Source organism: Streptomyces sp. NPDC002588 (genome assembly GCF_040295925.1).
Classification (GTDB): Bacteria; Actinomycetota; Actinomycetes; order Streptomycetales; family Streptomycetaceae; genus Streptomyces.
Map to the genome: position 1 here is coordinate 1 of NZ_JBEOWF010000005.1, position 25,729 is coordinate 25,729.

Annotated in this window: 23 protein-coding genes; 8 read left to right on the plus strand and 15 right to left on the minus strand. The window is 71.9% G+C overall.

The window, feature by feature from the left end; genetic code table 11:
* Positions 1-324 (plus strand): adenine nucleotide alpha hydrolase family protein (locus tag ABT057_RS07215; RefSeq protein ID WP_502973807.1); only part of this gene is annotated, 324 nt, incomplete at its 5' end.
* 2 nt (positions 325-326) lie between these two features.
* Positions 327-1,532 (plus strand): sulfate adenylyltransferase subunit 1, encoded by a 1,206-nt coding sequence (locus ABT057_RS07220; protein WP_352341464.1) that lies wholly within the window; start codon positions 327-329, stop codon positions 1,530-1,532.
* On the opposite strand, the gene ABT057_RS07225 is transcribed toward ABT057_RS07220, so the two are convergent.
* Both ABT057_RS07225 and ABT057_RS07230 read right to left on the minus strand, forming a co-directional pair.
* A complete protein-coding gene (locus ABT057_RS07225) occupies positions 1,522-3,819 on the minus strand; it encodes a bifunctional salicylyl-CoA 5-hydroxylase/oxidoreductase (RefSeq protein WP_352341465.1) in 2,298 nt (765 codons plus the stop codon). The two genes, ABT057_RS07220 and ABT057_RS07225, sit on opposite strands and share 11 nt — an antisense overlap.
* Positions 3,816-4,643 carry an enoyl-CoA hydratase family protein gene (locus tag ABT057_RS07230; protein ID WP_352341466.1) on the minus strand — a complete coding sequence of 276 codons (828 nt, stop codon included), beginning with the start codon at positions 4,641-4,643 and terminating at the stop codon, positions 3,816-3,818. The genes ABT057_RS07225 and ABT057_RS07230 overlap by 4 nt, the downstream gene beginning before the upstream one ends.
* A gap of 304 nt (positions 4,644-4,947) precedes the next feature.
* Here ABT057_RS07230 and ABT057_RS07235 point away from each other — a divergent pair, with 304 nt between their 5' ends.
* Positions 4,948-5,412: an ATP-binding protein gene (locus tag ABT057_RS07235; RefSeq protein WP_352341467.1), complete on the plus strand. Its 465-nt coding sequence runs from the start codon at positions 4,948-4,950 to the stop codon at positions 5,410-5,412.
* Between the two features lie 6 nt (positions 5,413-5,418).
* On the opposite strand, the gene argF is transcribed toward ABT057_RS07235, so the two are convergent.
* A complete protein-coding gene (argF, locus tag ABT057_RS07240) occupies positions 5,419-6,432 on the minus strand; it encodes an ornithine carbamoyltransferase (RefSeq protein WP_352341468.1) in 1,014 nt (337 codons plus the stop codon).
* Positions 6,433-6,565: 133 nt separating this feature from the next.
* Positions 6,566-7,789 carry an arginine deiminase gene (locus ABT057_RS07245; protein ID WP_352341469.1) on the minus strand — a complete coding sequence of 408 codons (1,224 nt, stop codon included), beginning with the start codon at positions 7,787-7,789 and terminating at the stop codon, positions 6,566-6,568.
* Positions 7,790-7,948: 159 nt separating this feature from the next.
* Here ABT057_RS07245 and ABT057_RS07250 point away from each other — a divergent pair, with 159 nt between their 5' ends.
* The gene (locus tag ABT057_RS07250; RefSeq protein WP_352341470.1) at positions 7,949-9,046 is read left to right on the plus strand and encodes an SPFH domain-containing protein; all 1,098 of its coding nucleotides are present in this window, start codon (positions 7,949-7,951) and stop codon (positions 9,044-9,046) included.
* Complete coding sequence (locus tag ABT057_RS07255; RefSeq protein WP_352341471.1) at positions 9,043-9,936, plus strand: NAD(+)/NADH kinase; 894 nt, start codon at positions 9,043-9,045, stop codon at positions 9,934-9,936. Before ABT057_RS07250 ends, ABT057_RS07255 begins: the two co-directional genes overlap by 4 nt.
* 81 nt (positions 9,937-10,017) lie before the next feature.
* Here the strand turns inward: ABT057_RS07255 and ABT057_RS07260 are convergent, their stop codons facing one another.
* The 8 genes from ABT057_RS07260 to ABT057_RS07295 all read right to left on the minus strand — a co-directional run bounded on the left by ABT057_RS07260 (position 10,018) and on the right by ABT057_RS07295 (position 19,275).
* On the minus strand, positions 10,018-12,591 hold the full coding sequence (locus ABT057_RS07260; protein WP_352341472.1) for a polynucleotide kinase-phosphatase: 2,574 nt from the start codon (positions 12,589-12,591) through the stop codon (positions 10,018-10,020).
* On the minus strand, positions 12,588-14,072 hold the full coding sequence (locus ABT057_RS07265; protein ID WP_352341473.1) for a 3' terminal RNA ribose 2'-O-methyltransferase Hen1: 1,485 nt from the start codon (positions 14,070-14,072) through the stop codon (positions 12,588-12,590). The genes ABT057_RS07260 and ABT057_RS07265 overlap by 4 nt, the downstream gene beginning before the upstream one ends.
* Before the next feature lie 152 nt (positions 14,073-14,224).
* Positions 14,225-15,115 (minus strand): DUF4232 domain-containing protein, encoded by an 891-nt coding sequence (locus tag ABT057_RS07270; RefSeq protein ID WP_352341474.1) that lies wholly within the window; start codon positions 15,113-15,115, stop codon positions 14,225-14,227.
* Positions 15,116-15,293: 178 nt separating this feature from the next.
* A complete protein-coding gene (locus ABT057_RS07275) occupies positions 15,294-16,217 on the minus strand; it encodes an LLM class F420-dependent oxidoreductase (RefSeq protein ID WP_352341475.1) in 924 nt (307 codons plus the stop codon).
* Between the two features lie 129 nt (positions 16,218-16,346).
* Positions 16,347-16,871 (minus strand): DUF6099 family protein, encoded by a 525-nt coding sequence (locus ABT057_RS07280; RefSeq protein ID WP_352341664.1) that lies wholly within the window; start codon positions 16,869-16,871, stop codon positions 16,347-16,349.
* 261 nt (positions 16,872-17,132) lie between these two features.
* Complete coding sequence (locus ABT057_RS07285) at positions 17,133-17,504, minus strand: nucleotide pyrophosphohydrolase (RefSeq protein ID WP_352341476.1); 372 nt, start codon at positions 17,502-17,504, stop codon at positions 17,133-17,135.
* On the minus strand, positions 17,501-18,712 hold the full coding sequence (locus ABT057_RS07290; RefSeq protein ID WP_352341477.1) for an AAA family ATPase: 1,212 nt from the start codon (positions 18,710-18,712) through the stop codon (positions 17,501-17,503). Before ABT057_RS07290 ends, ABT057_RS07285 begins: the two co-directional genes overlap by 4 nt.
* 173 nt (positions 18,713-18,885) lie before the next feature.
* Positions 18,886-19,275, minus strand: coding sequence for a cell division protein SepF (locus ABT057_RS07295; protein ID WP_352341478.1), 390 nt, complete (start codon positions 19,273-19,275; stop codon positions 18,886-18,888).
* A 192-nt stretch (positions 19,276-19,467) separates the two neighbouring features.
* Here ABT057_RS07295 and ABT057_RS07300 point away from each other — a divergent pair, with 192 nt between their 5' ends.
* Positions 19,468-21,252, plus strand: a complete 1,785-nt coding sequence (locus ABT057_RS07300; RefSeq protein WP_502973809.1) for a hypothetical protein — start codon at positions 19,468-19,470, stop codon at positions 21,250-21,252.
* Positions 21,253-21,270: 18 nt separating this feature from the next.
* On the opposite strand, the gene ABT057_RS07305 is transcribed toward ABT057_RS07300, so the two are convergent.
* Positions 21,271-21,780: a YceI family protein gene (locus ABT057_RS07305; protein ID WP_352341479.1), complete on the minus strand. Its 510-nt coding sequence runs from the start codon at positions 21,778-21,780 to the stop codon at positions 21,271-21,273.
* 134 nt (positions 21,781-21,914) lie between these two features.
* Between ABT057_RS07305 and ABT057_RS07310 the strand changes: the two genes are divergently transcribed.
* Positions 21,915-22,511: a MarR family winged helix-turn-helix transcriptional regulator gene (locus ABT057_RS07310; protein ID WP_352341480.1), complete on the plus strand. Its 597-nt coding sequence runs from the start codon at positions 21,915-21,917 to the stop codon at positions 22,509-22,511.
* Positions 22,512-22,574: 63 nt separating this feature from the next.
* Here the strand turns inward: ABT057_RS07310 and ABT057_RS07315 are convergent, their stop codons facing one another.
* Positions 22,575-24,182 (minus strand): MFS transporter, encoded by a 1,608-nt coding sequence (locus tag ABT057_RS07315; protein ID WP_352341481.1) that lies wholly within the window; start codon positions 24,180-24,182, stop codon positions 22,575-22,577.
* Between the two features lie 262 nt (positions 24,183-24,444).
* Complete coding sequence (locus tag ABT057_RS07320) at positions 24,445-25,095, minus strand: TetR/AcrR family transcriptional regulator (RefSeq protein WP_352341482.1); 651 nt, start codon at positions 25,093-25,095, stop codon at positions 24,445-24,447.
* Positions 25,096-25,242: 147 nt separating this feature from the next.
* Between ABT057_RS07320 and ABT057_RS07325 the strand changes: the two genes are divergently transcribed.
* Positions 25,243-25,686, plus strand: coding sequence for a Fur family transcriptional regulator (locus tag ABT057_RS07325; protein WP_352341483.1), 444 nt, complete (start codon positions 25,243-25,245; stop codon positions 25,684-25,686).
* Positions 25,687-25,729: the final 43 nt, after the last annotated feature.

The following is a 25,729-nucleotide window of genomic DNA, read 5'->3' on the forward strand; positions in this document are numbered from 1 at the left end:
CAGTACATCGCCCGCGAGGGCATCGAACTGCCCGAGATCTACTTCGCGCACGAGCGGGAGGTGTTCCAGCGGGCCGGGATGTGGCTGACCGCCGGCGAGTGGGGCGGCCCGAAGGACGGGGAGACCGTCGAGAAGCGGCTCGTTCGGTACCGGACCGTCGGGGACATGTCCTGCACCGGCGCCGTCGACTCCGACGCGGTGACGCTGGCCGACGTGATCACCGAGATCGCCGCCTCCCGGCTCACCGAGCGCGGCGCCACCCGCGCCGACGACAAGCTCTCCGAGGCCGCGATGGAAGACCGCAAACGCGAGGGGTACTTCTAGACATGACGGTCGACACACTGCGCTTCGCCACCGCCGGCTCCGTCGACGACGGCAAGTCCACTCTCGTCGGACGGCTGCTGCACGACTCCAAGTCGGTCCTCACCGACCAGCTGGAGGCCGTCGAGCGCGTCTCGGCGAGCCGCGGCCGGGAAGGCCCCGACCTCGCCCTGCTCACCGACGGACTGCGCGCCGAACGCGAACAGGGCATCACCATCGACGTGGCCTACCGCTACTTCGCCACCCCCCGCCGCCGCTTCATCCTCGCCGACACCCCCGGCCATGTGCAGTACACCCGCAACATGGTCACCGGCGCCTCCACCGCCGAACTGGCGATCATCCTGGTCGACGCCCGCAACGGCGTCGTCGAGCAGACCCGCCGCCATGCCGCCGTGGCCGGACTGCTGCGCGTCCCGCACGTGGTCCTCGCGGTCAACAAGATGGACCTGGTCGGCTACGGGCAGGACGTGTTCGAGCGCATCGTCGAGGAGTTCGCGGGCGACGCCGCCGAGTCGGGACTCCCCGGCTTCACCCCTGTCCCGGTCTCGGCGCTCGCCGGGGACAACGTGGTCGAGCGCTCGACACGCCTGGACTGGTACACCGGACCCACGCTGCTGGAGTTCCTGGAGCAGGTGCCCGTCGCCGCGGACGCCGCCGACGCGCCCACCCGCCTCCCCGTCCAGTACGTCATCCGGCACGGCGATGTCCGCCTCTACGCGGGCCAGTTGGTGTCGGGCTCCCTGCGGGTCGGCGACCGGGTGACCGTGCATCCGTCGGGCGAGACCTCCGAGGTCGCCGCGATCGACGTACTGGGCAAGGAGGTCGAAGCGGCGTACGCGCCGCAGTCCGTCGGGATACGGCTGGCGGACCGGCGGGACGTCTCGCGCGGGGACATGATCACGGCGGGCACGGACGCTCCGACACTCACCCAGGACGTGCGGGCGGCCGTGTGCCATCTGGCCGACCGTCCGCTGCGGGTGGGCGACCGGGTGCTGCTCAGGCACACCACGAGGACGGTCAGGGCGGTCGTCCGGGACCTCGGCGGGCCGGCCGCGCTGTCGGTGAACGACCTGGGGCGGATCACCCTGCGCACCGCCGAGCCGCTCGCGCTGGACGACTACGGGCTCTCGCGTCGCACAGGCGCGTTCATCCTGATCGACCCGGCGGACGGCGCGACGCTCACCGCGGGCATGGCCGACGTCACCTCGTAAGGCTCAGCCGGGGTCTGGGCGCGTCCGTGCGGCCGGTCCGCGGGGGCCGGCTGCCCGCCAGGTAGGGGGCGGGCCAGTCGGCCCCCGGCCCGCTGTAGCCCTGCTCGGCGGCCGCGTGGAGGGTCCAGTTCGGGTCGTGGAGGTGCGGCCGGGCGAGCGCGCACAGGTCCGTACGGCCCGCCAGGATCAGGGAGTTGACGTCGTCCCAGGAGGAGATCGCGCCGACGGCGATCACCGGGATCCGCGCCGAGTGGCGGATGCGTTCCGCGAACGGCGTCTGGTACGACCGTCCGAACTCCGGTTCCTCGTCGGCGACGACCTGGCCGGTGGACACGTCGATCGCGTCGGCGCCGTGCGCGGCGAAGGCGCGGGCGATCTCCACCGCGTCCTCGGCCGAAGTCCCGCCGTCAGCCCAGTCGGTGGCGGAGATCCGGACGGTCATCGGGCGCTCCGCGGGCCACACCGCGCGTACGGCGTCGAAGACCTCCAGCGGGAACCGCAGCCGTTTACCGAGCGTGCCGCCGTAGGCGTCCTGACGCAGGTTGGTCAGCGGGGAGAGGAAGCCGGACAGCAAATAGCCGTGGGCGCAGTGCAGTTCGAGCAGATCGAAGCCGGCCCGGGCGGCCCGTCCGGCGGCGGAGGCGAACTGTTCGCGCAGATCGGTGAGTTGGGCGCGCGAGAGCTGGCACGGGGTCTGGCTGCCCGGCTTGTAAGGCAGCGGGGAGGCGGCCACGAGCGGCCAGTTGCCCTCGGGAAGCGGCTCGTCCATGCCCTCCCACATGGGCCGGGTGGAGCCCTTGCGGCCGCAGTGGCCGAGCTGCACTCCGATCGCGGTGCCCGGCGCCCGGGTGTGCACGAACTCGGTGATCCGGCGCCAGGCGTCGGCCTGTCCGGCGGTGTAGAGCCCGGTGCAGCCTGGCGTGATGCGGCCCTCGGGGGACACGCACACCATCTCGGTCATCACCAGTCCCGCCCCGCCGAGGGCGCGGGCGCCGAGGTGCACGAGGTGGAAGTCGCCGGGGACGCCGTCGGTGGCGGAGTACATGTCCATGGGCGAGACGACGACCCGGTTGCGCAGGGTCAGGCCGCGCAGCCGGAACGGGGTGAACATCGGGGGTGTTCCGGGCGGACAGCCGAACTCCCGCTCCACGGCCTCGGTGAAGCGCGCGTCGCGCAGGCGCAGGTTGTCGTGGGTGACGCGGCGGCTGCGGGTGAGCAGGTTGAAGGCGAAGCGGCGGGGGCGCTGGCCGACATGGAGGGCGAGGTTCTCGAACCACTCCAGGCTGGCGCGGGCGGCCCGCTGGGTGGAGGCGACGACGGGCCGTCGTTCCGCCTCGTAGGCGCTCAACGCGCTTTCCAGGGTGGGCTGTTCGGACAGGCAGGCCGCGAGTGCCAGCGCGTCCTCGACGGCGAGCTTGGTGCCGGAGCCGATGGAGAAGTGGGCGGTGTGGGCGGCGTCGCCCAGGAGGACGACGTTGCCGTGCGACCAGCGTTCGTTGACGACCGTGCGGAAGGTGGTCCAGGTGGAGTTGTTCGACTTCAGGGGCCGTCCGCCGAGGGCGTCCGTGAAGATCCTGGCGCAGCGCCCGATGGACTCGTGCTCGCCGAGTTCGTCGAAACCGGCCGCTCTCCAGACCTCCTCGCGCATCTCCACGATCACGGTGGAGGCGTCCGCCGCGTACGGGTAGCCGTGCAGTTGCATCACGCCGTGCTCGGTCTCGGCGATCTCGAAGCGGAAGGCGTCGAAGGCGAAGTCGGCGGCGAGCCAGATGTACCGGCAGCGGTGGGGCGTCAGCCGGGGGCGGAAGGCGTCGGCGTACGCCTCGCGGGTCGTGCTGTGCACTCCGTCGGCGGCGATGACGAGGTCGTAGGTCTCGGCCAGCCAGGACGGATACGGCGCCTCGGTGCGCAGGCGCAGGTCCACGCCGAGGGTGCGGCAGCGCTCGTGCAGGATCTCCAGGAGGCGCTTCCTGCCGAGGGCGGCGAAGCCGTGGCCGCCGGCGGTCTGGCGGGTGCCGCGGTGGACGATGTCTATGTCGTTCCACCGGACGAAGTCCCGTTGGAGGGCCTGGTGGACGGCGGGGTCGGCATGCTCCATGCCGCCGAGGGTCTCGTCGGAGAGGACGACTCCGAAGCCGAAGGTGTCGTCGGGGGTGTTGCGTTCCCAGAGGGTTGTCTCGCGGGACGGGTCGAGGCGTTTCAGTAGCGCCGCCGCGTACAGTCCGCCCGGGCCGCCGCCGATGATCGCGATGCGTCGGGGGTGGTTCGTCCCTGAGGCGGGCATCATCGCCCCCGCCACTTCGGAGGGCGCTTCTCCGTGAAGGCCGCGTGGAACTCCGCGTAGTCCTCGCCGTTCATCAGGAGGGCCTGGGTCGCGGCGTCGAGTTCCACCGCGGCCGCGAGCGGCATGTCCAGCTCGGCCGTCAGCAGGGCCTTCGTCTGGGCGTGCGCCAGGGCCGGGCCCTCGGCCAGGCGGCGGGCCAGGGTCCGGGCGGCCCGGTCCGCTCCGCCGTCCTCCGCGAGCTCGCTGATCAGGCCGATCCGCTCGGCCTCGGGGGCCCGGACCGGCTCGCCCAGCATGAGGAGGCGGGTCGCGTGGCCCAGGCCGACCACCCGGGGCAGGAGGTAGGCGGCACCCATGTCGCCGCCGGAGAGGCCGACGCGGGTGAAGAGGAACGAGAAGCGGGCCGTGGGGTCGGCGACCCGGAAGTCCGCGGCCAGGGCGAGGACCGCTCCGGCGCCGGCGGCGACGCCGTGCACGGCCGCGATCACCGGGAACGGGCACTCCCGCACGGCCCGCACGACCTGGCCGGTCATCCGGTTGAAGTCGAGGAGCTGGGCGGTGTCGAGGGCGAGGGTGGCGCCGATGATCTCGTCGACGTCCCCGCCGGAGCAGAAGCCGCGGCCCTCGCCGGCCAGCACCAGGGCGCGGACCGAGCGCTCCCGGGACAGCTCGGCGAGCAGATCGCGCAGGTCGGCGTAGGCGCCGAAGGTGAGGGCGTTGAGCTTGGCGGGGCGGTTGAGCGTGACGGTGGCGACCCCGTCGGTGTACTCGACGCGGAGGTGTTCCCAGCGGGCGGTGCGCGCGGCGGATCCGGTGAAGGGACTCATCAGGGCGGCCTCCTCGACGGTCACTCCCGAAGTTATCACCTGTATGTGACTGTCGTCATGAGTGCGCGATACCAGGGCGGGCCGCCGGCAGGCGCCGGGTGATCGATCAAAGTGTCACCGGTCGTCAATAACGCGGTAACAACGGGAGTGGGTGTGCGAGGCGGGCCGTTGTCCGGGGTAAGCCGTCCGGTAGCGGGGCCGAGGGTCCCGTACGGCGCCCGGTGAGCGCTCCCGCCGACGGCCGCCGTATCCTTCCTGAAGCTGAAAGCAGGACCGTCTGATGTCGATCACGGGACCCTGCGCCATGAACGGACCTGCCTTGCAAGATCGCCCCTCCGACTCGACCGCCTCCTGGCGGATAGCACTGCCGCACTCCGCCGCGGCAGTGCCGGTGGCCCGCGCGCTGGTCCGCACGGCGCTGGCGGAGCTGGAGCACTCGGCGGACAGCGACACCGCCGAACTGCTGACCGCCGAGCTGGTGGCGAACGCCGTGGAGCACACCGCGGCGGGGGACGCCCCGATAGAGCTGGTGGTGGAACTGCGGCCGACCGGCTGCCAGGTCGAGGTGCACGACCACGACCCGCTGCCGCCGGGCGACCTCACCCGGCCGGCCGGCGGGGAGCCCGACCCGTGGCAGGAACACGGGCGCGGACTGCTGCTGATCCGCGCCCTGAGCTCGTCCTGCGGGCACCGCCCCACCGAGAAGGGCAAGGCGGTGTGGTTCCGGCTGACCTCGGTCCCGCCGCAGTGGCGGCCGCGGCAGGTCTGAGCCCGGTCAGCCCCGGATCAGGGTGGCGACCAGCACGGCCTTGATGGTGTGCATGCGGTTCTCCGCCTCGTCGAAGACGACCGAGTGGACCGACTCGAAGACCTCGTCCGTCACCTCGAGGGAATCGAGACCGTGGGTCGCGTGGATCTCCTGGCCGACCTTGGTGCCGAGGTCGTGGAAGGCCGGCAGACAGTGCAGGAACTTGACGTCCGGGTTGCCGGTGGCGCGCAGGACGTCCATGGTCACCGCGTACGGGCCGAGCGCGGCGATCCGTTCGTCCCAGACCTCCTTGGGCTCCCCCATGGACACCCAGACGTCGGTGGCGACGAAGTCCGCGCCGGGGACGCCCTCGTCCAGTGACTCGGTCAGGGTGATGCGGGCGCCGCTGGTGACGGCGAGCTCGCGGGCCCGGTCGACGATCTCCTGGGCGGGCCAGTAGGTCTTGGGGGCGACGATGCGCACGTCCATGCCGAGCAGGGCGCCGGTGACCAGGTAGGAGTTGCCCATGTTGAAGCGGGCGTCGCCCAGGTAGGCGAAGGCGATCTCCTTCAGCGGTTTGGCGCTGTGCTCGGTCATCGTCAGCACCTCGGCCAGCATCTGGGTGGGGTGCCAGTCGTCGGTGAGCCCGTTGTAGACGGGGACGCCCGCGTACGCGGCGAGTTCCTCGACCTTCTGCTGGCTGTCGCCGCGGTACTCGATGCCGTCGTACATCCGGCCCAGCACGCGCGCGGTGTCCTTCACCGACTCCTTGTGGCCGATCTGCGAGCCCGACGGGTCGAGGTAGGTGGTGGACGCGCCCTGGTCGGCGGCGGCGACCTCGAAAGCGCAGCGGGTGCGCGTCGAGGTCTTCTCGAAGATCAGCGCGATGTTCCGGCCGCGCAGGTACTGGGTTTCCGTCCCGGCCTTCTTGGCGGCCTTCAGCTCGGCGGCCAGCTCGATCAGACCGCGGAACTCGTCCTCGGTGAAGTCCAGTTCCTTGAGGAAGTGGCGGCCGGCGAGGGCGGTCGGGACTGTCGCCATGGGGGCGCTCCAAGAGGTGCGTGCAGAGGTGCAGTGACAGGGACCCTTGGAAGTCTATACGACCTTCAGCATTTATATACAGACACCCGTACGGTAGTCGGACGGGCACTCGACCGACAGGACACGCGTACGGCTAGACGGCATCCCGTTCGACCGGACAGCTCATACAGCGCGGCCCGCCCCTCCCCCGGCCCAGCTCGCTGCCCGGGATCTCGATCACCTCGATGCCCCGCTTGCGCAGGTGGGTGTTGGTGGTGGCGTTGCGTTCATAGGCGACGACCACGCCCGGTTCGACGGCGAGGACGTTGCAGCCGTCGTCCCACTGCTCGCGCTCGGCCGCGTGCACGTCCTGGGTGGCGGTGAGCACCCGGATCTCACTGAGGCCGAGGGCGGCGGCGATCGCGCGGTGCATGTGCTCCGGCGGGTGGTCGGTGACCTTCAACTCCTTCTCCCCGGTGCCCGGCTCGATGGTGTACGAGCGGAGCATGCCGAGGCCCGCGTACTGGGTGAAGGTGTCGCCGTCGACCATCGTCATCACGGTGTCGAGGTGCATGAAGGCGCGCCGCTTCGGCATGTCGAGGGCGACGATGGTCTGCGCCGAACCGGCCGCGAACAGTTTGTGGGCGAGCATCTCGACGGCCTGCGGGGTGGTCCGCTCGCTCATCCCGATGAGCACCGCGCCGTTGCCGATGACGAGGACGTCCCCGCCCTCGATCGTGGACGGGTAGTCCGACTGCCCCTCGGACCAGACGCGGAACGTTTCACCACGGAAGAGGGGGTGGTGCCGGTAGATCGCCTCGAAGTGCACGGTCTCGCGCTGCCGGGCGGGCCAGCGCATGGCGTTGACGGCGACCCCGTCGTAGATCCAGGCGGAGGTGTCGCGGGTGAAGAGATGGTTGGGGAGCGGGGCGAGGAGGAAGTCGTCGAGGTCCATGACGTGGAAGCGCACGGACGTCGGCTCGGGGTGGGCCTGGAGGAACTCGCGTTTGGTCATGCCGCCGACGAGGCTCTCGGCCAGGTCGGCCGCGGACATGTTCTCGAAGGCGGCACGCAGGTGGTCGGTGGCGAGCACCCCGTACTCCTTCTCGTCGAAGACGCGGTCCAGGACGAGGGCGCGGGCCGCCGGGAGCTCCAGGGCCTCGACGAGGAGGTCGCCGAAGAGGTGCACTTCGACACCCCGGTCGCGCAGCACGTCGGCGAATCCGTCGTGCTCGGCGCGCGCCCGGCGCACCCACAGCACGTCGTCGAAGAGCAGCGCGTCCTTGTTGCTGGGGGTGAGCCTTTTGAGCTCGAGATCCGGCCGGTGCAGGATGACGCGGCGCAGCCGCCCGGCCTCGGAGTCGACATGGAATCCCATGTCTCCATCCTGACCAACGGGGACCGTCTTCACCCATGGCGGGACCGTTTCCGTGGCGTTTGTTCCCCAGCCGTAATTTTCGTCCCCTTGACGACAAGTAGGCCGCCCGATTATCGTCGCAGTGACGAGAAAAGGTACGGTTTCGAGGGGGGATCACCCATGGCCGACATCACCCGGCGGCTGGGCCTGCGTCATCTGCGGGGCGCGCCGACGGCACACATCCGCCACCACCGCTCGGGCAAGCTCGTGCACGACGGCCCCGGACTCAGCTTCTGGTTCCGTTCGCTGACCGCGGCGCTGTCCGAAGTGCCGGTCGACGACCGTGAGCTGGCCATGACCTTCCACGCCCGTACCGTCGACTTCCAGGACGTCACGGTGCAGGCGACGGTGACCTACCGGATCAGCGACCCGGCCGTGGCCGCCGCCCGGCTCGACTTCTCCATCGACCCGGACACCGGCATCTGGCGGGGCGCGCCCCTGGAACAGCTCGGCACCCTGCTGACCGAGACCGCCCAGCAGCACGCGCTCGACGTCCTCGCCCGTACGTCGCTGGCGGCGGCGCTGGTCGACGGGGTGGCGTCGGTACGGGAGCGGGTCGCGGCGGGACTGGCCGCGGAGCCGCGGCTGCCGGCCACCGGCCTCGAGATCGTGGCCGTCCGGGTCGTGGCGCTGCGCCCCGAGCCGGAGGTGGAGCGGGCGCTGCGCACCCCGGCCCGCGAGCAGATCCAGCAGGAGGCCGACCGGGCGACCTATGAGCGGCGGGCGGTGGCCGTCGAGCGGGAGCGGACCATCGCCGAGAACGAACTGGCCAGCAGGATCGAACTGGCCCGGCGCGAGGAGCAGTTGGTCGAGCAGCGGGGTACGAACACGCGCCGCGAGGCCGAGGAGGGCGCGGCCGCGGACAAGGTGCGGGCGGAGGCGGAGGCGACCCGCACGGTACGACTGGCGGAGGCTGAGGCCGCGAAGCAGGTACGGCTGTCCGAGGCGGAGGCACAGCGCACCGAGCGGCTCGCGGAGGCGGAGGCGACCCGTACCGTACGGCTGGCCCGCGCGGAGGCCGAGGCGGCGCGCGAGGTGGGCGAGGCGCGGGCGGCGGCCCAGGCGGCCTGGCTGCGGGTGCACGCCGACGTCGACGTGTCGACGCTGCACGCCCTCACCGGCAGCCGCCTCGCGGAGAACCTTCCGCACATCGACAGCGTGACCGTGTCGCCGGACGTGCTGACCGGGCTGCTGGCCAAGCTGGGAGCGCGGGAGTGAGCCTCGCCCCGCGGGCCGTGCTGGTCCATCGCACCACGGAGTACGAGGAGTTGGTGGCCCGGCACGGCACGCACGGCCAGGCCGCCTTCTTCCTCTCCTCGCGGGGCCGGGACATCGAGGAGATCGCGGAGCGCCACCGCCGTACAAAACGGGCCCTGGCGGAGGTGACCTCGGCGATACCACTGACATGGCGTCAAACCCGTGTCGAACGAACCGACTTGGACCGCTTCCTCTTCGCACCGGAGGACGTGGTGATCGTGGTGGGCCAGGACGGGCTGGTGGCCAATGTCGCCAAGTACCTGGCCGGACAGCCGGTGGTGGGCATCGACACCGAGCCGGGACGCAATCCGGGGGTGCTGGTACGGCACCGGCCCACGGACGCGGCGGCCCTGCTGCCGTCGGCGCGGGACTGCGCCGCCGACGAACTCACCATGGTGGAGGCCGTCGCCGACGACACCCAGCGGCTGCTGGCACTGAACGAGATCTACCTCGGCGCCGCCGGTCACCAGACCGCCCGCTACCGCCTGGGCCTCGAGGACGACGGGGGTGTCGTCGAGGCCCAGGCCTCCTCGGGGGTGCTGATCGGCACCGGCACCGGGGCGACCGGCTGGATCCGCTCGGTGTGGGGCGAGCGGGGCGGCGGCCTCCCGCTGCCCGGCCCGACGGAGGACCGCCTGCTGTGGTTCGTACGGGAGGCCTGGCCGTCCCCGGCGACGGGAACGGCCCTGGTCGCGGGTGAGCTGGCGGCGGGAGACCGGTTGAGTCTCGTCGTCGAGTCCGAACGCCTCGTCGCCTTCGGCGACGGCATCGAGAACGACGCGCTGGAACTCACCTGGGGCCAGACGGTGCGGGTGGGGAAGGCGGAGACGGCACTGCGGCTGATCGGCTGAGCCGAGTGCCACCCGCCGTACGCCTTCCCCGGCACGTCGCCGTCGAGTCCTGCCCGCCGAGGGAGGCCACGAGGCGCTCTCTCACAGCCGCGGGTCGACCGGTTCCGACTCCAGGGCCAGCACTCCGAAGACCGCCTCGTGGACACGCCACAGCGGCTCGCCCTCCGCCAGCCGGTCCAGGGCCTCCAGACCGAGCGCGTACTCGCGGACGGCGAGGGAGCGCTTGTGGTTCAGGAAGCGGCCGCGCAGACGGGCCAGGTTGTCCGGGCGGGTGTACTCGGGGCCGTAGATGATCCGCAGGTACTCGCGGCCCCGGCACTTGATGCCGGGCTGCACCAGCCGGCCCTGCCCGTCCCGTACCACCGCCCCCAGCGGCTTGACGACCATGCCCTCGCCGCCGCGGCCCGTCATCTCCAGCCACCAGTCGACGCCGGCCCGCACCGACTCGGGGTCGGCGGTGTCGACGTACAGCCGGCGCGTGGTCTGCAGCAGACCGGTGGAGTCGTGCTCCACCAGCCGGTCGAGCAGGGCCAGCTGGCCGTCGTGGGGCAGGGAGGCCAGACTGCGGCCCTGGACCGCCAGGATCTGGAACGGGGCCAGGCGTACACCGTCCAGACCGTCCGTCGTCCAGCAGTAGCGGCGGTACGCCTCCGTGAACGCGGCCGCGTCCGAGGCGCGTTCACGCTGCCGGGCCAGCAGGTCCGACACGTCGATCCCCCGGGCCGCCGCGCCCTCGAGCGCGGCCAGGGCGCCCGGGAACACCGCCCCGGACGCGGCACCCACGGCCGCGTACTGGGAACGCAGCAGCCCGGACGCCTTCAGGGACCACGGCATCAGCTCGGCGTCCAGCAGCAGCCAGTCCACCGGGCCGGAGGCGCTGTCGGGTGCGGCGAGCTCCGACCACAGGCCCGCCTCGTCGACCGCCGCGCGCACCCGGCCGAGGATCTCCTCCGTCACCGACTCGTCGTCGAAGAAGGGACGGCCGGTGCGGGTGTAGAGGGAGCCGGTCGGTCCGTCCACCCCGAAACGCCTACGGGCCGCCTCCGCGTCGCGGCACACCAGGACCACCGCCCGCGAGCCCATGTGCTTCTCCTCGCACACGACCCGCGCGACCCCGTCCGCGGCGTACTGCGCGAACGCCTCCGCCGGGTGCTCCAGGTAGCCGTCGACGTGGCTGGTCGCCGTCGGTGCCATGGTGGGCGGCAGGTACGGCAGCAGCCGCGGGTCGATCGCGAAGCGGCTCATGACCTCCAGCGCCGCGGACGCGTTCTCCTCCCGGATCGAGATCCGGGCCTGCCCCTCGTACCGGGTCTCGACGATCCGCCGGCCGTGGACGTCCGCCAGATCCAGCGGACGCCCGTCGCGGCCGCCGGGCGCCTCGGACCGCAGCGGCTTCACCGGCTCGTACCAGACCTGCTCCGCCGGTACGTCGACCAGCTCGCGCTCCGGCCAGCGCAGCGCCGTCAGCCTGCCGCCGAAGACCGCGCCGGTGTCCAGGCAGATGGTGTTGTTCAGCCAACTGGCCTCCGGGACGGGGGTGTGGCCGTAGACCACCGCCGCGCGGCCCCGGTAGTCCTCCGCCCACGGGTAGCGCACCGGCAGACCGAACTCGTCGGTCTCACCGGTGGTCTCGCCGTACAGGGCGTGCGAGCGGACCCGGCCGGAGGTGCGGCCGTGGTACTTCTCCGGCAGACCGGCGTGGCAGACCACCAGCCGGCCGCCGTCCAGGACGTAGTGACTGACCAGGCCGTCGATGAACTCCCTCACCTCGGCGTGGAACTCCTCACTCTCCTCGGCCATCTGCTCGATGGTCTCGGCCAGTCCGTGGGTGTGCTGGACCATGCGGCCCTTGAGGTGACGGCCGTACTTGTTCTCGTGGTTGCCGGGGACGCACAGGGCGTTGCCCGACTTGACCATCGACATGACGCGGCGCAGCACAGCAGGGCTGTCCGGGCCCCGGTCGACGAGGTCGCCGACGAAGACCGCCTGCCGGCCCTCCGGGTGGACGCCGTCCGTGTATCCCAACTTGCCGAGCAGCGACTCCAGTTCGGACGAGCAGCCGTGGATGTCGCCGATGATGTCGAACGGGCCGGTGAGGTGGGTCAGGTCGTTGAAGCGCTTCTCGGTGACGACGGTGGCGTGCTCGATGTCCTCGACACCCCGCAGGATGTGCACCTTGCGGAAGCCCTCACGCTCCAGGTGCCTGATCGAGCGGCGGAGTTCACGGATGTGGCGCTGGATGACCCGGCGCGGCATGTCGGCGCGGTCGGTGCGGGAGGCGTTGCGCTCGGCGCACACCTCCTCCGGCACGTCCAGCACGACGGCGATGGGCAGCACGTCGTACTTCCTGGCCAGGTCGACCAGTTGGCGGCGGGCGTCCTGCTGGACGCTGGTGGCGTCGACCACCGTGCGGCGGCCGGCCGCGAGCCGCTTGCCCGCGATGTAGTGCAGGACGTCGAAGGCGTCCCGGGTCGCGCTCTGGTCGTTCTCGTCGTCGGAGACCAGGCCCCGGCAGAAGTCGGAGGAGATGACCTCGGTGGGCTTGAAGTGCCGGCCGGCGAAGGTCGACTTGCCGGAACCGGAGGCGCCGATCAGGACGACGAGGGAGAGGTCGGTGACGGGCAGCTTCCGGCCCTTGTGCTGTGTCTCGGTCATGCCGCCTGCGCCTCCTTCTCGTTCGTGGTCTTCGTCGTGGCCGTGCCCAGGGTGAAAACGGCCATCTGCGTGGGCGGTCCCACTTCCGGGTCGTCCGGCCCAACGGGCACGAACGCGACCTCGTAGCCGTGCCGTTCGGCCACCGCGGCCGCCCACGACCGGAACTCCTCGCGGGTCCACTCGAAGCGGTGGTCGCCGTGCCGGGCATGGCCCGCCGGGAGGGACTCCCAGCGGACGTTGTACTCGACGTTCGGAGTCGTCACCAGGACCGTGCGGGGGCGGGCCGAGCCGAACACCGCGTACTCCAGGGCCGGCAGCCGGGGCAGGTCGAGGTGCTCGATCACCTCGCTGAGCACGGCGGCGTCATACCCCTTGAGGCGGGTGTCGGTGTACGCGAGGGAGCCCTGGAAGAGCTGCACACGGGATGCCTGCCGCTCGCCCATCCGGTCCAGCTTCAGCCGCCGGGCGGCGATGGTGAGCGCCCGCACCGACACGTCGACGCCGACGATCTCGGTGAACCTCGGGTCCTTCAGCAGCGCCTGCACCAACGAGCCCTGGCCGCAGCCGAGGTCGAGGACGCGGGCGGCACCGGACGCCTTCAGCGCGGCGATGATCGCGTCCCGCCGTTGCACCGCGAGCGGGGTCGGCTTCTCCTCGGTCTCCGCCTCCGCCTCGACCGCGTTGTCGATGTCCTCGACCTCGCTGTCGTCGGCCTCCGCGAGCCGCACCAGCTCCAGCCGCTCCATCGCCTGCCGGGTCAGCGACCAGCGGCGCGAGAGGTAACGGCTGGTGATCAGCTTCTGCTCGGGGTGCCCGGGCAGCCAGCCCTCGCCCGCCCGCAACAGCTTGTCGACCTCGTCGGAGGAGACCCAGTAGTGCTTGGCGTCGTCGAGGACCGGCAGCAGCACATACAGATGCCGCAGTGCCTCGGCGAGGGTCAGCGACTCCGACTCCAGGACGAGACCCACGTACCGCGAGTCGCCCCACGCCGGGAACCGCGGGTCGAGCGGCACCGGGGCGACGGTCACCGCCCAGCCGAGCGGTTCGAAGAGGCGGCGTACGAGCTCCGGGCCGCCCCGGGCGGGCAGCGCGGGCACCTCGACCCGCAACGGCCTGGTCTGCTCGGGGAGTTCGGGCTTCGCGGCGCACACGCCCCGGATCGCGCTGGAGAAGACGGCGCTCAGCGCGACGGCGAGCAGCGAGGAGGCCGCGTACGGGCGGTCGTTGACGTACTGGGCGAGCGCCGCGTCGGGGGCGCCGCCGCGGCCCTTGCCCTTGCCGCGCCTCACCAGCGCCACGGCATCCACCTCCAGCAGCAGCGCCGCAGTGCAGCGCTGGGCGTCGGCCTCGGGGTAGAGGACGTGCGCCTTGCCGTAGGAGACGGAGAACGCCTGCGCTTTCCCGGGATGCTTGTGCAGCAGATAGCCCAGGTCGGTGGCGGGGCGCTCGGGGGTGCCGGTGGTGGTGATCGTCAGGAACACGGTGGGTCGCCTCGGAAGGGTTCGGTCTCGGAGGAAGCGAAGGGCTGGGGAACGGGCGAAGGACTGAGGAACGGGCGAAAGCGCTGGTCGTGCGCTCGCGCGCCTCTCCAACGTACCGAGAAACGGTGCGCGGGGACGCGGAATTTCACCGGCTACCGCTCCGCCCGCCGCCACGCCCCGACGCCCAGCTTCCCGGTGGTGCCCAGGTCCAGCTGCGGGGTCACCATGACCGGCGCGGCGCCGGACTTCGCCCGGACGCGGACATACGGGACGTTCAGCGGCTCGGTGGTCACGTCGGTGTCGGTGTTGCGCCAGACCAGCCCGGAGACGGCGGTCTCGCCGGGCTTCAGGGTGAAGGCAGTGGGCGGGTCGTCGTATCCGGTTCCGGTGGCGATGCTGTCGCCGCCGCGGAGGATCCGGACTCCTCCGACCGGACGGTGCTCCTTGTCCAGCAGGCTCAACTGCGGATATCCGTCGAGGGAGTAGTCCTTCTCCCCGCAGTTCTCCAGGTGCAGTCCGACGACGCGCAGGCCCATCGCCGCGTCGCCCTCGTCCGCCGTGAGGCGGATCCCGGAGGGCGGGCAGACGCCCGCCTCGGCCGGCGCCTCGGCCGTGGGGACCTTGGTGACCCGGATGACCTTGGCCGCCGTCACCCGGGGGGCGCCCGGCACGAGCACGTCCATCCCGACGGTTCCCCGTACCGTCCGGCCCGCCCCCACCCCGGACACGGTCTCGCGCTGGTTGCCCACCGCCCCGCCGTCGCTCGCCGTGAAGGAGAAGAGCACGGTGTACGTGTACGACTCCCTGCCGTCGTTGGTGACCTCGTAGGCGGCCGAGACACGGGAGCCGGCGGCGGAGGGAACGGTGACCGCGGTGATCCGTACGCCGTCCACCGGCGGGTCGGTGACCTGGGTCCTGGGCGCCGGGGACGCCGCGCCGGCTCCGCCGGCCGGACCCGCGCGTTCCGTTCCGCACGCCGTGGCGCAGAGCAGCAGGACGGCGGCGGCCGTCAGGGCTGGGCGGGTACCGCGGGGCCGGCGCATCCGGTCACCTCATCAGGGGCCGGTCCCGGACGCCTGTGGCGGAGGCCACAGTTCCGGTCACAGCCGTGTCACAGATGACGGAGTGCCGGGCGGTCGCCCGCCCGATCACCGAACACACCCGACAAGCCGCACAAGTCGGACCACGATGTCCGGCCGGGCCACGCGACCGCCCTGCCTCCTACGACAGCTGGGACTGCACCTGCGCGGAGATCAGCTCCAGGTGGTCCAGATCGTGCAGGTCGAGGATCTGGAGGTAGAAGCGGGTCGAGCCGGCCTCGGCGTAGCGGCCGATCTTCTCGACGACCTCGCCCGGGGTGCCGGCCAGGCCGTTGGCCTTGAGCTCGTCGACCTTGCGGCCGATCGCGGCGGCGCGGCGGGCGACCTCCTGGTCGTCCTTGCCGACGCACACGACCAGGGCGTTGGAGAGGGTGATCGCGCCCGGGTCGCGGCCGATCTCCTCGGCGGCGGCACGCACCCGGCCGAACTGGGCGGCGCTGTCCTCGACCGAGCCGAAGGGCATGTTGAACTCGTCGGCGAACCGGGCCGTCAGCCGGGGCGTACGGCTCGCGCCGTTGCCGCCGACCAGGACCGGGATCTTGGGCTGCGCGGGCTTGGGCAGCGCGGGTGAGTCCTTGAGCTCGTAGTACTTGCCGTGGAACTCGTAGGTCTTGCCGGGCTCGGTGGCCCACAGGCCGGTGACGATCTCCAGCTGCTCTTCGAGACGGCCGAACTTCTCCTTCGGGAAGGGTATGCCGTACGCCGTGTGCTCCTCCTCGAACCAGCCCGCGCCCAGGCCGAGTTCGACGCGGCCGCCGGACATCTGGTCCACCTGTGCGACCTGGATGGCGAGGACGCCCGGCAGCCGGAAGGTGGCGGCGGTCATGAGGGTGCCGAGCCGGATCCGCTTGGTCTCGCGGGCGAGCCCGGCGAGGGTGATCCAGGCGTCCGTGGAACCCGGGAGGCCGTCCCCTGGGCCCATCTTGAGGTAGTGATCGGAACGGAAGAAGGCGTCGAAGCCGAGGTCTTCGGTGGCCTTCGCCACGGTGAGGAGGGTGTCGTAACTGGCACCCTGCTGGGGCTCGGTGAAAATACGAAAATCCATACCTCCATCCTGCCTGCCGGGCTTCCCGTCAACCCCATCGGCACCCCCGGGCCCCCTGCTCCCCGGCCGGGTGAAGAGCATCCGCGCGGGGCGCGGGGTTGGTGGACTCGGCGGGTGCACTGAAGGCGCTCAGCACTCCGGTAAGACGCCCTGTCTCGTGCCTGTCTCCGTCCTCTCCTCTCTCGCCTCTCCCGCTTCTCTCTCCTCCCTCTCCTCTCTCGCCGCGAGTTTGCGCAGCATCTCCATGACCCGGTCCCTGGACTCGTCCGCCGCGTCGATCGCCTCCATGCACTGCCAGTACGTGCCCTGGTCGTCCGCCGCGCTGGCCAGGCCGACCAGGGCGATGCCGACCTCACCGAGCAGTCCGCCCAGGTCGAGCAGGGCCGCGCGGGCGTCGTCCAGCTCGGTGAGCTGGGCGGCGCGCAGGTCGGCGGTGTCGAGGTCGGGCGTGTCCAGCACACCGCATCCCCGGCCCGCCAGCTCGGTCAGTCCCAGTGCCTCGCCGCGCAGTTCCGGCGGACCCGAGACGGCGAGGCGGCTGCCTATCGCCTGTGCCAGGGCCTGCGCCTGCCACACCTCCGTGAGGATCCCCGTCCGATCGCCGCTGCCCGCGAGCGCACGCCTGCTTGCCAGGATGAGCCACACCGCGTCCATGCGCCGCCCCCGTCTGTCCCGACGTGCTCCTCGCACGTCCGCCCGAACTCCCTGGCACCCGATCTGGCAGCCGATCTCGCAGCCGGCCTTGCGCACAGAGAGTGTTCCACTACCCAGAGTGAGGGTCCGTGGGGCGAAAAGCCAGAGGATGACGGAAATCTGTGGACAACAAATCGGTTTCGGACCGCCTCATGACTCCGGAGAGTGAAAGCGGATCGCGGAAATCCAGAGTTGTCCACAGGCACGGCTCCTGACGACGGCTCAAGGCGCCGGGAATCGCCGCTCGTTGCGGTCGATCTTCGCGTCCAGGGCGGTGAGCGGGTCGATGCCGAGCACCTCGCACAGTTGCAGCAGATAGGCGAGCACGTCGGCGACCTCGTCCGTCACCCGGTGGGCGGTCTCGGGGTCGTCCATGACCCGCGCCGACTCCTCCGGGGTCAGCCACTGGAAGATCTCGACCAGTTCGGAGGCCTCCACGCTGAGCGCGGCGACGAGGTTCTTGGGGGTGTGGAAGGGCTGCCAGTTCCGCACGGCCGCGAACTCGGCCAGCCTGCGCTGCAGTTGTGCGACGTCGAGGTGTTCGGGGTGCTCGGGGCGCTGGGGGTGCTGGGGGTGCTGGGGGTGCTGGGTCACGGCCCCAGGTGTACCACCGTCACTCCTTTCGTCCGTACGGCCCAGGACGCGTCGCTCACCGCGCCGACGCAGCGGACGTGCCCGCGCTCGGCCGTCCGCACGGCCAGCCGCAGCAGTCCGGCGCGCTGCCGTACGTCCAGCCCCCGGTCGAAGTTGTCGGCGAGGAGGGTGAACGCCTGCATCGCGGACGGCACCTCGCCGGCCGTGTCCAGGTCGAGGACGCCGGGACCGGTGAGCAGGACCAGAGCGAGGGCGACGTGGCGCAGTTCGCCGTATCCCAGCCGGGCGAGTTCCGTGGCGGTGCCGTCGCCGCGGTCGAGGACAGCGCGGACGGTGCCGTCGGGCAGCGGCTCGGCGCGCAGGTCGACGACCGGCCCGGCGCAGCCTACGTCCAGGGCCGAGACCAGTTGCGCGTGCCGCCGTGCGCACTGCTCGCGGGTGCGCCAGACGACGTCGGCGAGGTTGTCGCAGCCGCCGAGCAGCCGTCCCGAACCGATGGGAACCGGGGCGCCCATCCACTCCGGCTGCGGATCGCAGGCGAAGACGGAGCGCAGGGCGACGACCATCTGTTCGGCGGCGGCGAGGACCTGCCGTTGCCCGTCGGTCTTCCCGGCGACGCGCAGCGGGAGCAGGGCGGTGCCGAGCCGGTCGTCGGGGAGGGGGGCGCGGGTGACGGGCGCGGATCCGGCGGTGTGCCAGGCGGCCTGCACCGTACGCCGTGCGGGGTCGCGCAGGGCGGTCTCGAGGAGGACGGTGCCGCCCGTGCTCAGCCGCTCCCCCACGATGCGCAGCTCGGGTTCGGCCTGTACTGCGATGTCGAGCCGGACCGGCCCCTCGGGTCCGTCGGCGGTGCAGCCGATACGGAAGCCGCGGCGGCGCTGGGCGTCGGGGCGGGACCGCTCGGGGACGCAGGCGCGGGGATCCGGGAACACGTCCCCGAGCCGGGTCCCGCCGCCGAGCCGCGCCAGCGCCTCGTACGCCCGCACCGCGGTGGTCTTCCCGCTCCCGCTGGCCCCCGCGACGAGAGTGACCGGCCCCAGGGGGACACGCACCCCCCGATGCCCGGCGAAGGCGGAGAGCCGCAGCTCGGTGAGACAGGGGCGGAGGGGGTGGTCACGGGCGGGAGCGGGTGGGGCTGCCGGCTCGGGCAGGGTGGCCGGGGAGGAGGCGGGGGCCGGGGCGGCCGAGGTGGCACGGGGCGGGGTCATATGCGGACCGTAGGACTCCCTGGGTCCGGCGAACCGTTCCCTCCGGGGGAGCTTCCTACGATCGGGCGACCAGGGGCGCTGACACGGCCTGCCGTGCCGTACCGATGCGAGCCCAGGTGAACCGACGTGAACCGACGTGAACCACCGGCGCACCCGCCTCGCGCGTGCCCCTCTCAGACCCCCGGTACCCCGGCCCCTTCCATGATCCCGCTGACCTCCGTGCCGGGCGGGGTGAGGAGGAAGACGTTGCGGTCGACCCGGTGCATCCCGCTGGCGAGGCCGAAGACGACGCCGGTGGAGAAGTCGAGGACGCGTTTGGCGACCTCGGTCTCCGCCCCGGTGAGGTCGAGCAGCACCGGGATGCCCGCCATGAGGGTCTCGGCGACCTCGCGGGCGTCCGCGAAGACGTTGACCCGCAGGACGACGAAGCGCCGGCGGGCCTCCGTCTCCGCGTCGGGCAGCGCGCGGTGGCCCACCGCCGACGGCCACGCGTCCCGGCCCCGCAACGGAACCACCTGAGCGAGCCCTTCCCACTGTTCATCGGTGACGTCGTATCGGTTCACCGTTTCCCCCCGGACTGACTCGCACTCATTGACTGCACCGGTCAATTCTTACGCCAAGTCACCCGTTCGGCCCAACAGCGACACGGACCGCGACCGCCACAGGCGTCCCACCCAGGCTTCTTACCACCCGCACACCGGAATCTTCACATCCGGGAGCAGCGCTTTCACCGGGCCCGATTAGGTTCCTCCACTGTGCAACTGGCAGACGACACGCTGCTGACACCCGGCCGGCGGACGCAGTCGGCGGTGTCCGCCCCTCCGGAAAACCCCGCGCAGTGGCACCGGGTCCTGACCCTGCTCGCCGACGTCAGTCTCCTCATCGGCACCCGCGCCGTCTGGACCCAGGCCGCGAGCCACCGGGTCGCCGTGGCCGCGGTGATCTCGGTCTGCTACGCGTCGATTCTGGTGTGCGGGGTGCTCGCGCTCGTCGTACGGCGGACCCGCTCGCTCGCCCGCGTCGACCTGTGCGTGCTGGTGACCGCCCTCACCCTCGTGCTGTGTGCCTGGGTCATGGCCCACAAGGGCGGCGACGAGGGGCTGCTCACCACGCAGGCGGCCCGGGAGATCGCGGGCGGCTCCCCGGTCTACGGACAGCCCTGGCCCTGGCTCTTCGACCACGGCGTCGCCCGCACCCCGACCGTGTACGGCGGTTACGACTACACGTACGGCTATCCCCCGCTCGCCCCGCTGCTGACCGTGCCGCTGCTGTGGCTCGGGCACCAGGGCGCCCCCGCGACGGCCATGGCGACCGGCGCGCTGCTGGCCGGCGCGGTGACGCTGTGGCGGATGCTGCCCGTGCCGTGGCGGCCGGCCGCGACGATGGTGTGCCTGGGGTTCGGGATGCTGCCGTCGTACGCACGGCTGGGCTACCCGGCGATCCTCTCTATGGCGCTGCTGCTGCCGGTGGCGGTGCGCTGGCCGCGGATCGGAGCGGGCGGGCGGCTCGGCCGGACGGGGGTCGCCCGTGCGGTGTGTCTGGGCGCGGCCTGTGCCGCGCAGCAACTCCCCTGGTTCGTCGCGCCGTTCCTGCTGGCCGGGATCTACGCGGTGCGCCGCGGCGAGCTGGGCCCGCGGGCCGCGGCGGGTGTGCTGCTGCGGCTGACCGGGGTCGCCGCCACCGCATGGCTGCTGATCAACACGTACTTCCTGGCGCAGCAGCCGCGGGGCTGGTTCCAGGGGATCGCGCTGCCGCTGACGCAGGGCGCGGTGCTGCACGGTCAGGGCCTGATCGGTGTCTCGCTGTACCTCACGAACGGCAGCGACCGGATCGACTGGTACGGGCATGCGAGCCTGCTGCTCGCGGCGGGGCTGCTGGCGCTGTTCGTGCTGTTCGTACGGCGGCTGGGGCCGGTGGCGACCGTGCTGCCCTGGTGCGCCTTCTTCCTGGCGACGCGGTCCCAGGACGGCTACTACCTGATCATGACGCCGCTGTGGGTGGCGTCCGCGGTCACCGCGCCGCTGTCGGAGTTCGCCGGCGCGTGGCAGCCACGGCCCCGGCTGATGGCGGGTCCGCGGCGGCGGCCCGTCCGCCTCGCCGCGGTCGCGCTGGTGCTGCTGCCCGCCCTGGCGAGCGGCGCAGTCGCCGCGACCGGGACGCCGCCGCTGCGGATGCGGGTCGTGGCGGTCCGGCATCCGTCGCCGACCGCCGTGTCCCTGCTCACCGTACGGGTCACCAACACCGGTGACACCGCGCTCACTCCGCACTTCACCCTCACCACCGGCCAGGGCATGGACCCGTACTGGAGGATCACCGGCGGTCCGCGCACCCTGCCCGCCCACGCCACCGCCCGCTACGAACTCCGGCCGCCCGCCCGGAGGTTCCACGTGCCGCGGCCGGGCGTACGGATCCGGCTGCGGGCGTTCACGGCGGATCCGCAGACGCTGTCCAGCACGGACGTGGGTCCCGCGCTGCGGGCACCGTCGCCTCGACTGCGCGGCCGGTCCGGGGCGGGGCGGGACGCCCGTTCACCAGGCTGAACTGACGGTACGTCAGGCCTAGGCCGTGCGGGTGAAGCGGAGCGCGGTGGCGATGGTCGTCAGTCCGCGGATCATGCCGAGCTGGTTCCAGTCCAGGCCGAACTCGCCCCGGTCCACGGTGAATTCGGCGTCCAGGGTGAGGGCGTCGGCGTCCGCGCCGGTCAGCCGGGCGGTGAAGGAGTGCGGCCTGCTGATGCCGCGCACGGTGAGCTGGCCGGACACCTGGACCGCGCCGTCGCGGAGTTCGGCGGAACGCACCGCGTAGGTGATCTCGGGGTGGTTCGCGGCGTCGAAGAAGTCGGCGCCGCGCAGGTGCTCGTCGCGCTTGGCGTTCTTCGTGTCGAGGGAGGCGGCGTCCAGGGTCAGGGTGCCGGTGGCGGAACCGTCGGCGGCCACCTCACCATTGCCGCGCACGGCGGCGAAGGTCCCCTTGACGGTCACCAGGCCCCACATCGTCTTGTGCTTGAGCGCGACGGTGGAGGCGCCCGCGTCGAGCTGCCAGAGTCCGGTTTCCACGGCGACGGTCATGATCATCCCTCACATCGATGGGGCACGAGCCCGCTTGTCCAAATTTGGATGAGACTGCGGGCGCCAACGCTATCGAGTAATCCAAATCTGAACAACCCGTCGGTCCAAAAATGGATGACAGGTAGAATCGGGTCATGGCCGACCCCGAGGAGCACGCCCCCGACCTGCCTGAATGTCCGAGCTCCCGGAGCGGGGGGCTACTGCCGCCCGAGCTGCGCGCATGGATGGTCCTGCTCGCCGCCACGGGAGCGGTGGAGCAGCGGCTGCGCGCGGTCGTGAAGGATCGGCTGGACGTCTCGCACGACGAGTTCCTGATCCTGTGTCTGCTCGCGGAACAGCCCCGGGAGGGGCTGCGCATGACGCGGGTCGCGGAGCTGCTGGGCCGCCCCAAGACCCGACTCACCTACCAGGTCGCCTGCCTCCAGCACGCCGGCCTCGTCACCCGCAAGTCGGTCTGCGGTGACAAGCGGGGCGTCGAGATCGCCCTCACCGACAAGGCCCGCGAACTGCTGCGGGAGGCCTCCGGCGCGCTCGCCGAGACGGTCACCACGGCCCTGGCCCGGGTCATGGGGCCGGAGCAGTGCGCCGCGATGAGCGGGCTGGTGGTGGGGAGGCACGACGAAACCGAGCGCCAGGCAACCGAGCACCCGGCAACCGAGCAAGCCGAACCCGAGCCCGCCGAAGCCGAGGCGGGGACCGCCCCGGCGGAGCCGGTCGGGGCCGGCGACTGACAGGACGCGGAGGCCGGGCGTGTCCTGACGCCCGGCCTCCGCCGCACCCGATCCCCCGCGCCTCTACTTCGCGCCGACGAGCTCCGCGACCTCCGCCTTCTCCTCGCCGTCACCCTGCTTCGCGGCGGCCTTGCGGCCCGGCAGGACGGCGAGGACGACCAGGGTTCCGGCCGCCATGATGATCCCGCCGACCAGGCTGGTCCGGGCGACACCGTGGGCGAAGGCCTCGTGGACCGCGTCCACCAGGGCCTGCGCCTGCTGCGGACCGGCGGACGACGTCTTCGCGATCCGCTCCGCGACCGCCAGGCCACCGCCGACGGAGTCCTTCGCGGTGTCCAGCGCGGCGGCCGGCAGCCGACCGCCGACCAGGTCGGTCAGCCTGTCCTTGTAGGCGGTGCCCAGCAGCGAGCCCAGGATCGCGATACCGAGGGAACCGCCGAGCTCCAGCGCGGTGTCGTTGGCGCCGCCCCCGACGCCCAGCTCGCTCTCCGGGAAGGAGCCCATGATGGTGTCGGTGGCCGGGGAGACGCTCAGGCCGATCGCGAAGCCCAGCATCAGCATGGTCGGCACGAAGTCGGCGTACGTCGAGCCCGTGTCGATCCGGGTGAGCAGGAGGACGCCCGCGGTGCCGACGGCCATACCTGCAACCACCATCGGCTTCATACCGAGCTTCGGGGTCAGCCTGCCGGTGACGGCCGCGCCGACGAACACGGCACCCGCCAGCGGCAGCAGACGGACGCCGGTCTCCAGAGCGTCGTAGCCCAGGACGAACTGCAGGAACTGCGTCGCGTAGTAGACCGAGCCGAAGGTGCCGAAGAAGAAGAACAGGACCGCCGTCATCGAGCCGCTGAAGGAGCGCAGCCGGAACTTGCGCACGTCCAGCATGGGGTGCGGGTGTCGCAGCTCCCAGGCGACGAAGGCCACCAGGCCGGCCCCCGCGACGACGGCCGCGCCCACCGGGCCGGCGCCCCAGCCGAAGTGCGGGCCCTCGATGATCGCGTAGACCAGGGAGCCGACGGAGACGATCGAGAGCAGACCGCCGACGTAGTCGATCCGGCCCGCCCGGTCCGCCTTGGACGGCGGCACCAGGGCCACGGCGCCGACGACCGCGAGGACGGCTGTCGGAACGTTGATCAGGAAGGTCGAGCCCCAGGCGTGGCTCTCCAGCAGCCAGCCGGCGACCAGCGGTCCCACGGCGATGGCCAGACCCGAGGTGGCCGTCCAGGCCGTGATGGCCCGGACCCGCTCCTCCCTGGGGAAGATCGCCACCAGCAGCGAGAGCGTGGCCGGCATGACCACGGCAGCACCGACGCCCATGATCGCGCGGGCCGTGATCACGAGGGCGGTCTCGTCGACCAGGCTGCCCATCACGGAGCCGCCGGCGAAGATCACCAGGCCGGCGATCAGCGCTCCGCGGCGGCTGTACTTGTCGCCGATCGAGCCCAGCACCAGCATCAGCGCGGCGTACGGGACGGTGTAGCCGTCGATGACCCACTGCAGGTCGCTGCTGCTCAGCCCGAGGTCCCGGGTCATGTCCGGGGCGGCCACGATCAGCGAGGTGTTCGCCATGACCACGATCAGCAGACTCAGGCAGAGCACGAGCAGGGCCCACCAGCGCCGTGCGTACGGCCCGGTCGTCTTCTCGACGGGCGTGTTGGCGACGAAGGGCATCGGGACTCCTAGCGGCGACGAATAATTGCCCACTGGTGTGCAGACTACGCGATTGCCCATGGGTGTGCAAATAGAGGGGTGCAGGGGTGACGGCAGCGAGACGGACCGAGCGGGGCATGGCGACGCGACCCGCCGGCTCGCAGGACCAGGCGGGTGGGCGGACGGGCGGGTGGAGCGTCAGGAACGCGGAGAGGGCACGGAGACGGACCCGGGCGGGCAGAGCCTCGTACTCATGGGCGACGGCGCCGGGACCGCCGCGAGGTCACTCCCCGCCGTCGGGCTCCGTCGTCGGCGCCGGCGGGGCGGTCTCCTCGGCCACGGCGCAGGCCCGGTCCGCCGGGACGCCGGCCGCGATGAGGGTGACGACGGCGGTACGGGTGCCGTCGTCCTCCAGCGCTCCGGTGTTGACCTGCTCCAGCAGGGCGAAGTGCATGGCCTCGAGACCGGCGCTCAGCACCGCGGGCGGCAACTGCGCATGGAAGACGCCGTCGCGCTGGCCGCGCTCCAGGATGGCCGTGACCTCGTCGCGGGCCGGGGCCAGGATCTCGGCGACGCGCTCCACACCGAGGTCGCGGCGAGCCAGCGCCAGGAGCAGCCGGTAGCGGTCGCCCACGGGCCAGATGCAGTACACGAAGTGCGCGAGCGCCCGGTCGGCCGGTTCCGCCGGCCGCCTGGCGACCTCCAGCACGCCCCGCAGTGTCTCGGAGGCCTCCTCGGCGAGCGCCTCCAGCAGGGCCGCGCGCCCGGGGAAGTGTCCGAAGAGGGTGCGCCGTACGACACCGGAGGCGCGGGCCAGCTCCTCCAGGGTGATGTCGGGGTTGCGGCCGAGCTCGCGGCGGGCCGTGGCCAGAATGCGCGCCCGGTTGGACCGCGAATTGCGTCGCTGCGGCTCGCGGGCCACGGGCTTGATCACGGCGGAACCTCGGTGGATCAGTACGGACGGACGGCCCGCCCATTCTGGCACGCGGCCTCTCCCACCCCACCGACCCCACGGCGACACCCCAAACTTGGCGTGCTCGCTTTCTTGAACTATTCGTCTTTAGGGCAGTAGGTTGGCCCCATGACTGCACCCCAGCCCCAAACCGTCGCCGAAGAGCTGCGCGGTGTCGGCCTGCGGGTGACGGCCGCCCGTGTCGCACTGCTCGAGACCGTCCGGGACGGTGACCACCTGGACGTCGACGCGATCGCGTCCGGAGTGCGCGACCGCGTGGGCCACATCTCCGTACAGGCCGTGTACGAGGCGCTGCACGCGCTGACCGCGGCCGGACTCGTACGCCGTCTCGAACCGCCGGGCTCCCCTGCGCGGTTCGAGGGACGCGTCGGGGACAACCACCACCATCTCGTGTGCCGGTCGTGCGGCATCGTCGCCGACGTCGACTGCGCGGTCGGCCACGCCCCCTGTCTGACAGCGTCGGACGACCGCGGCTTCGCCGTCGACGAGGCCGAGGTCATCTACTGGGGCCTGTGCCCCGCCTGTTCCGCCGCCGGTACCGCAGCACCGTGAATCCCACGGCACGACCGTGATTCCCCAGCAGCACCGTGATTCC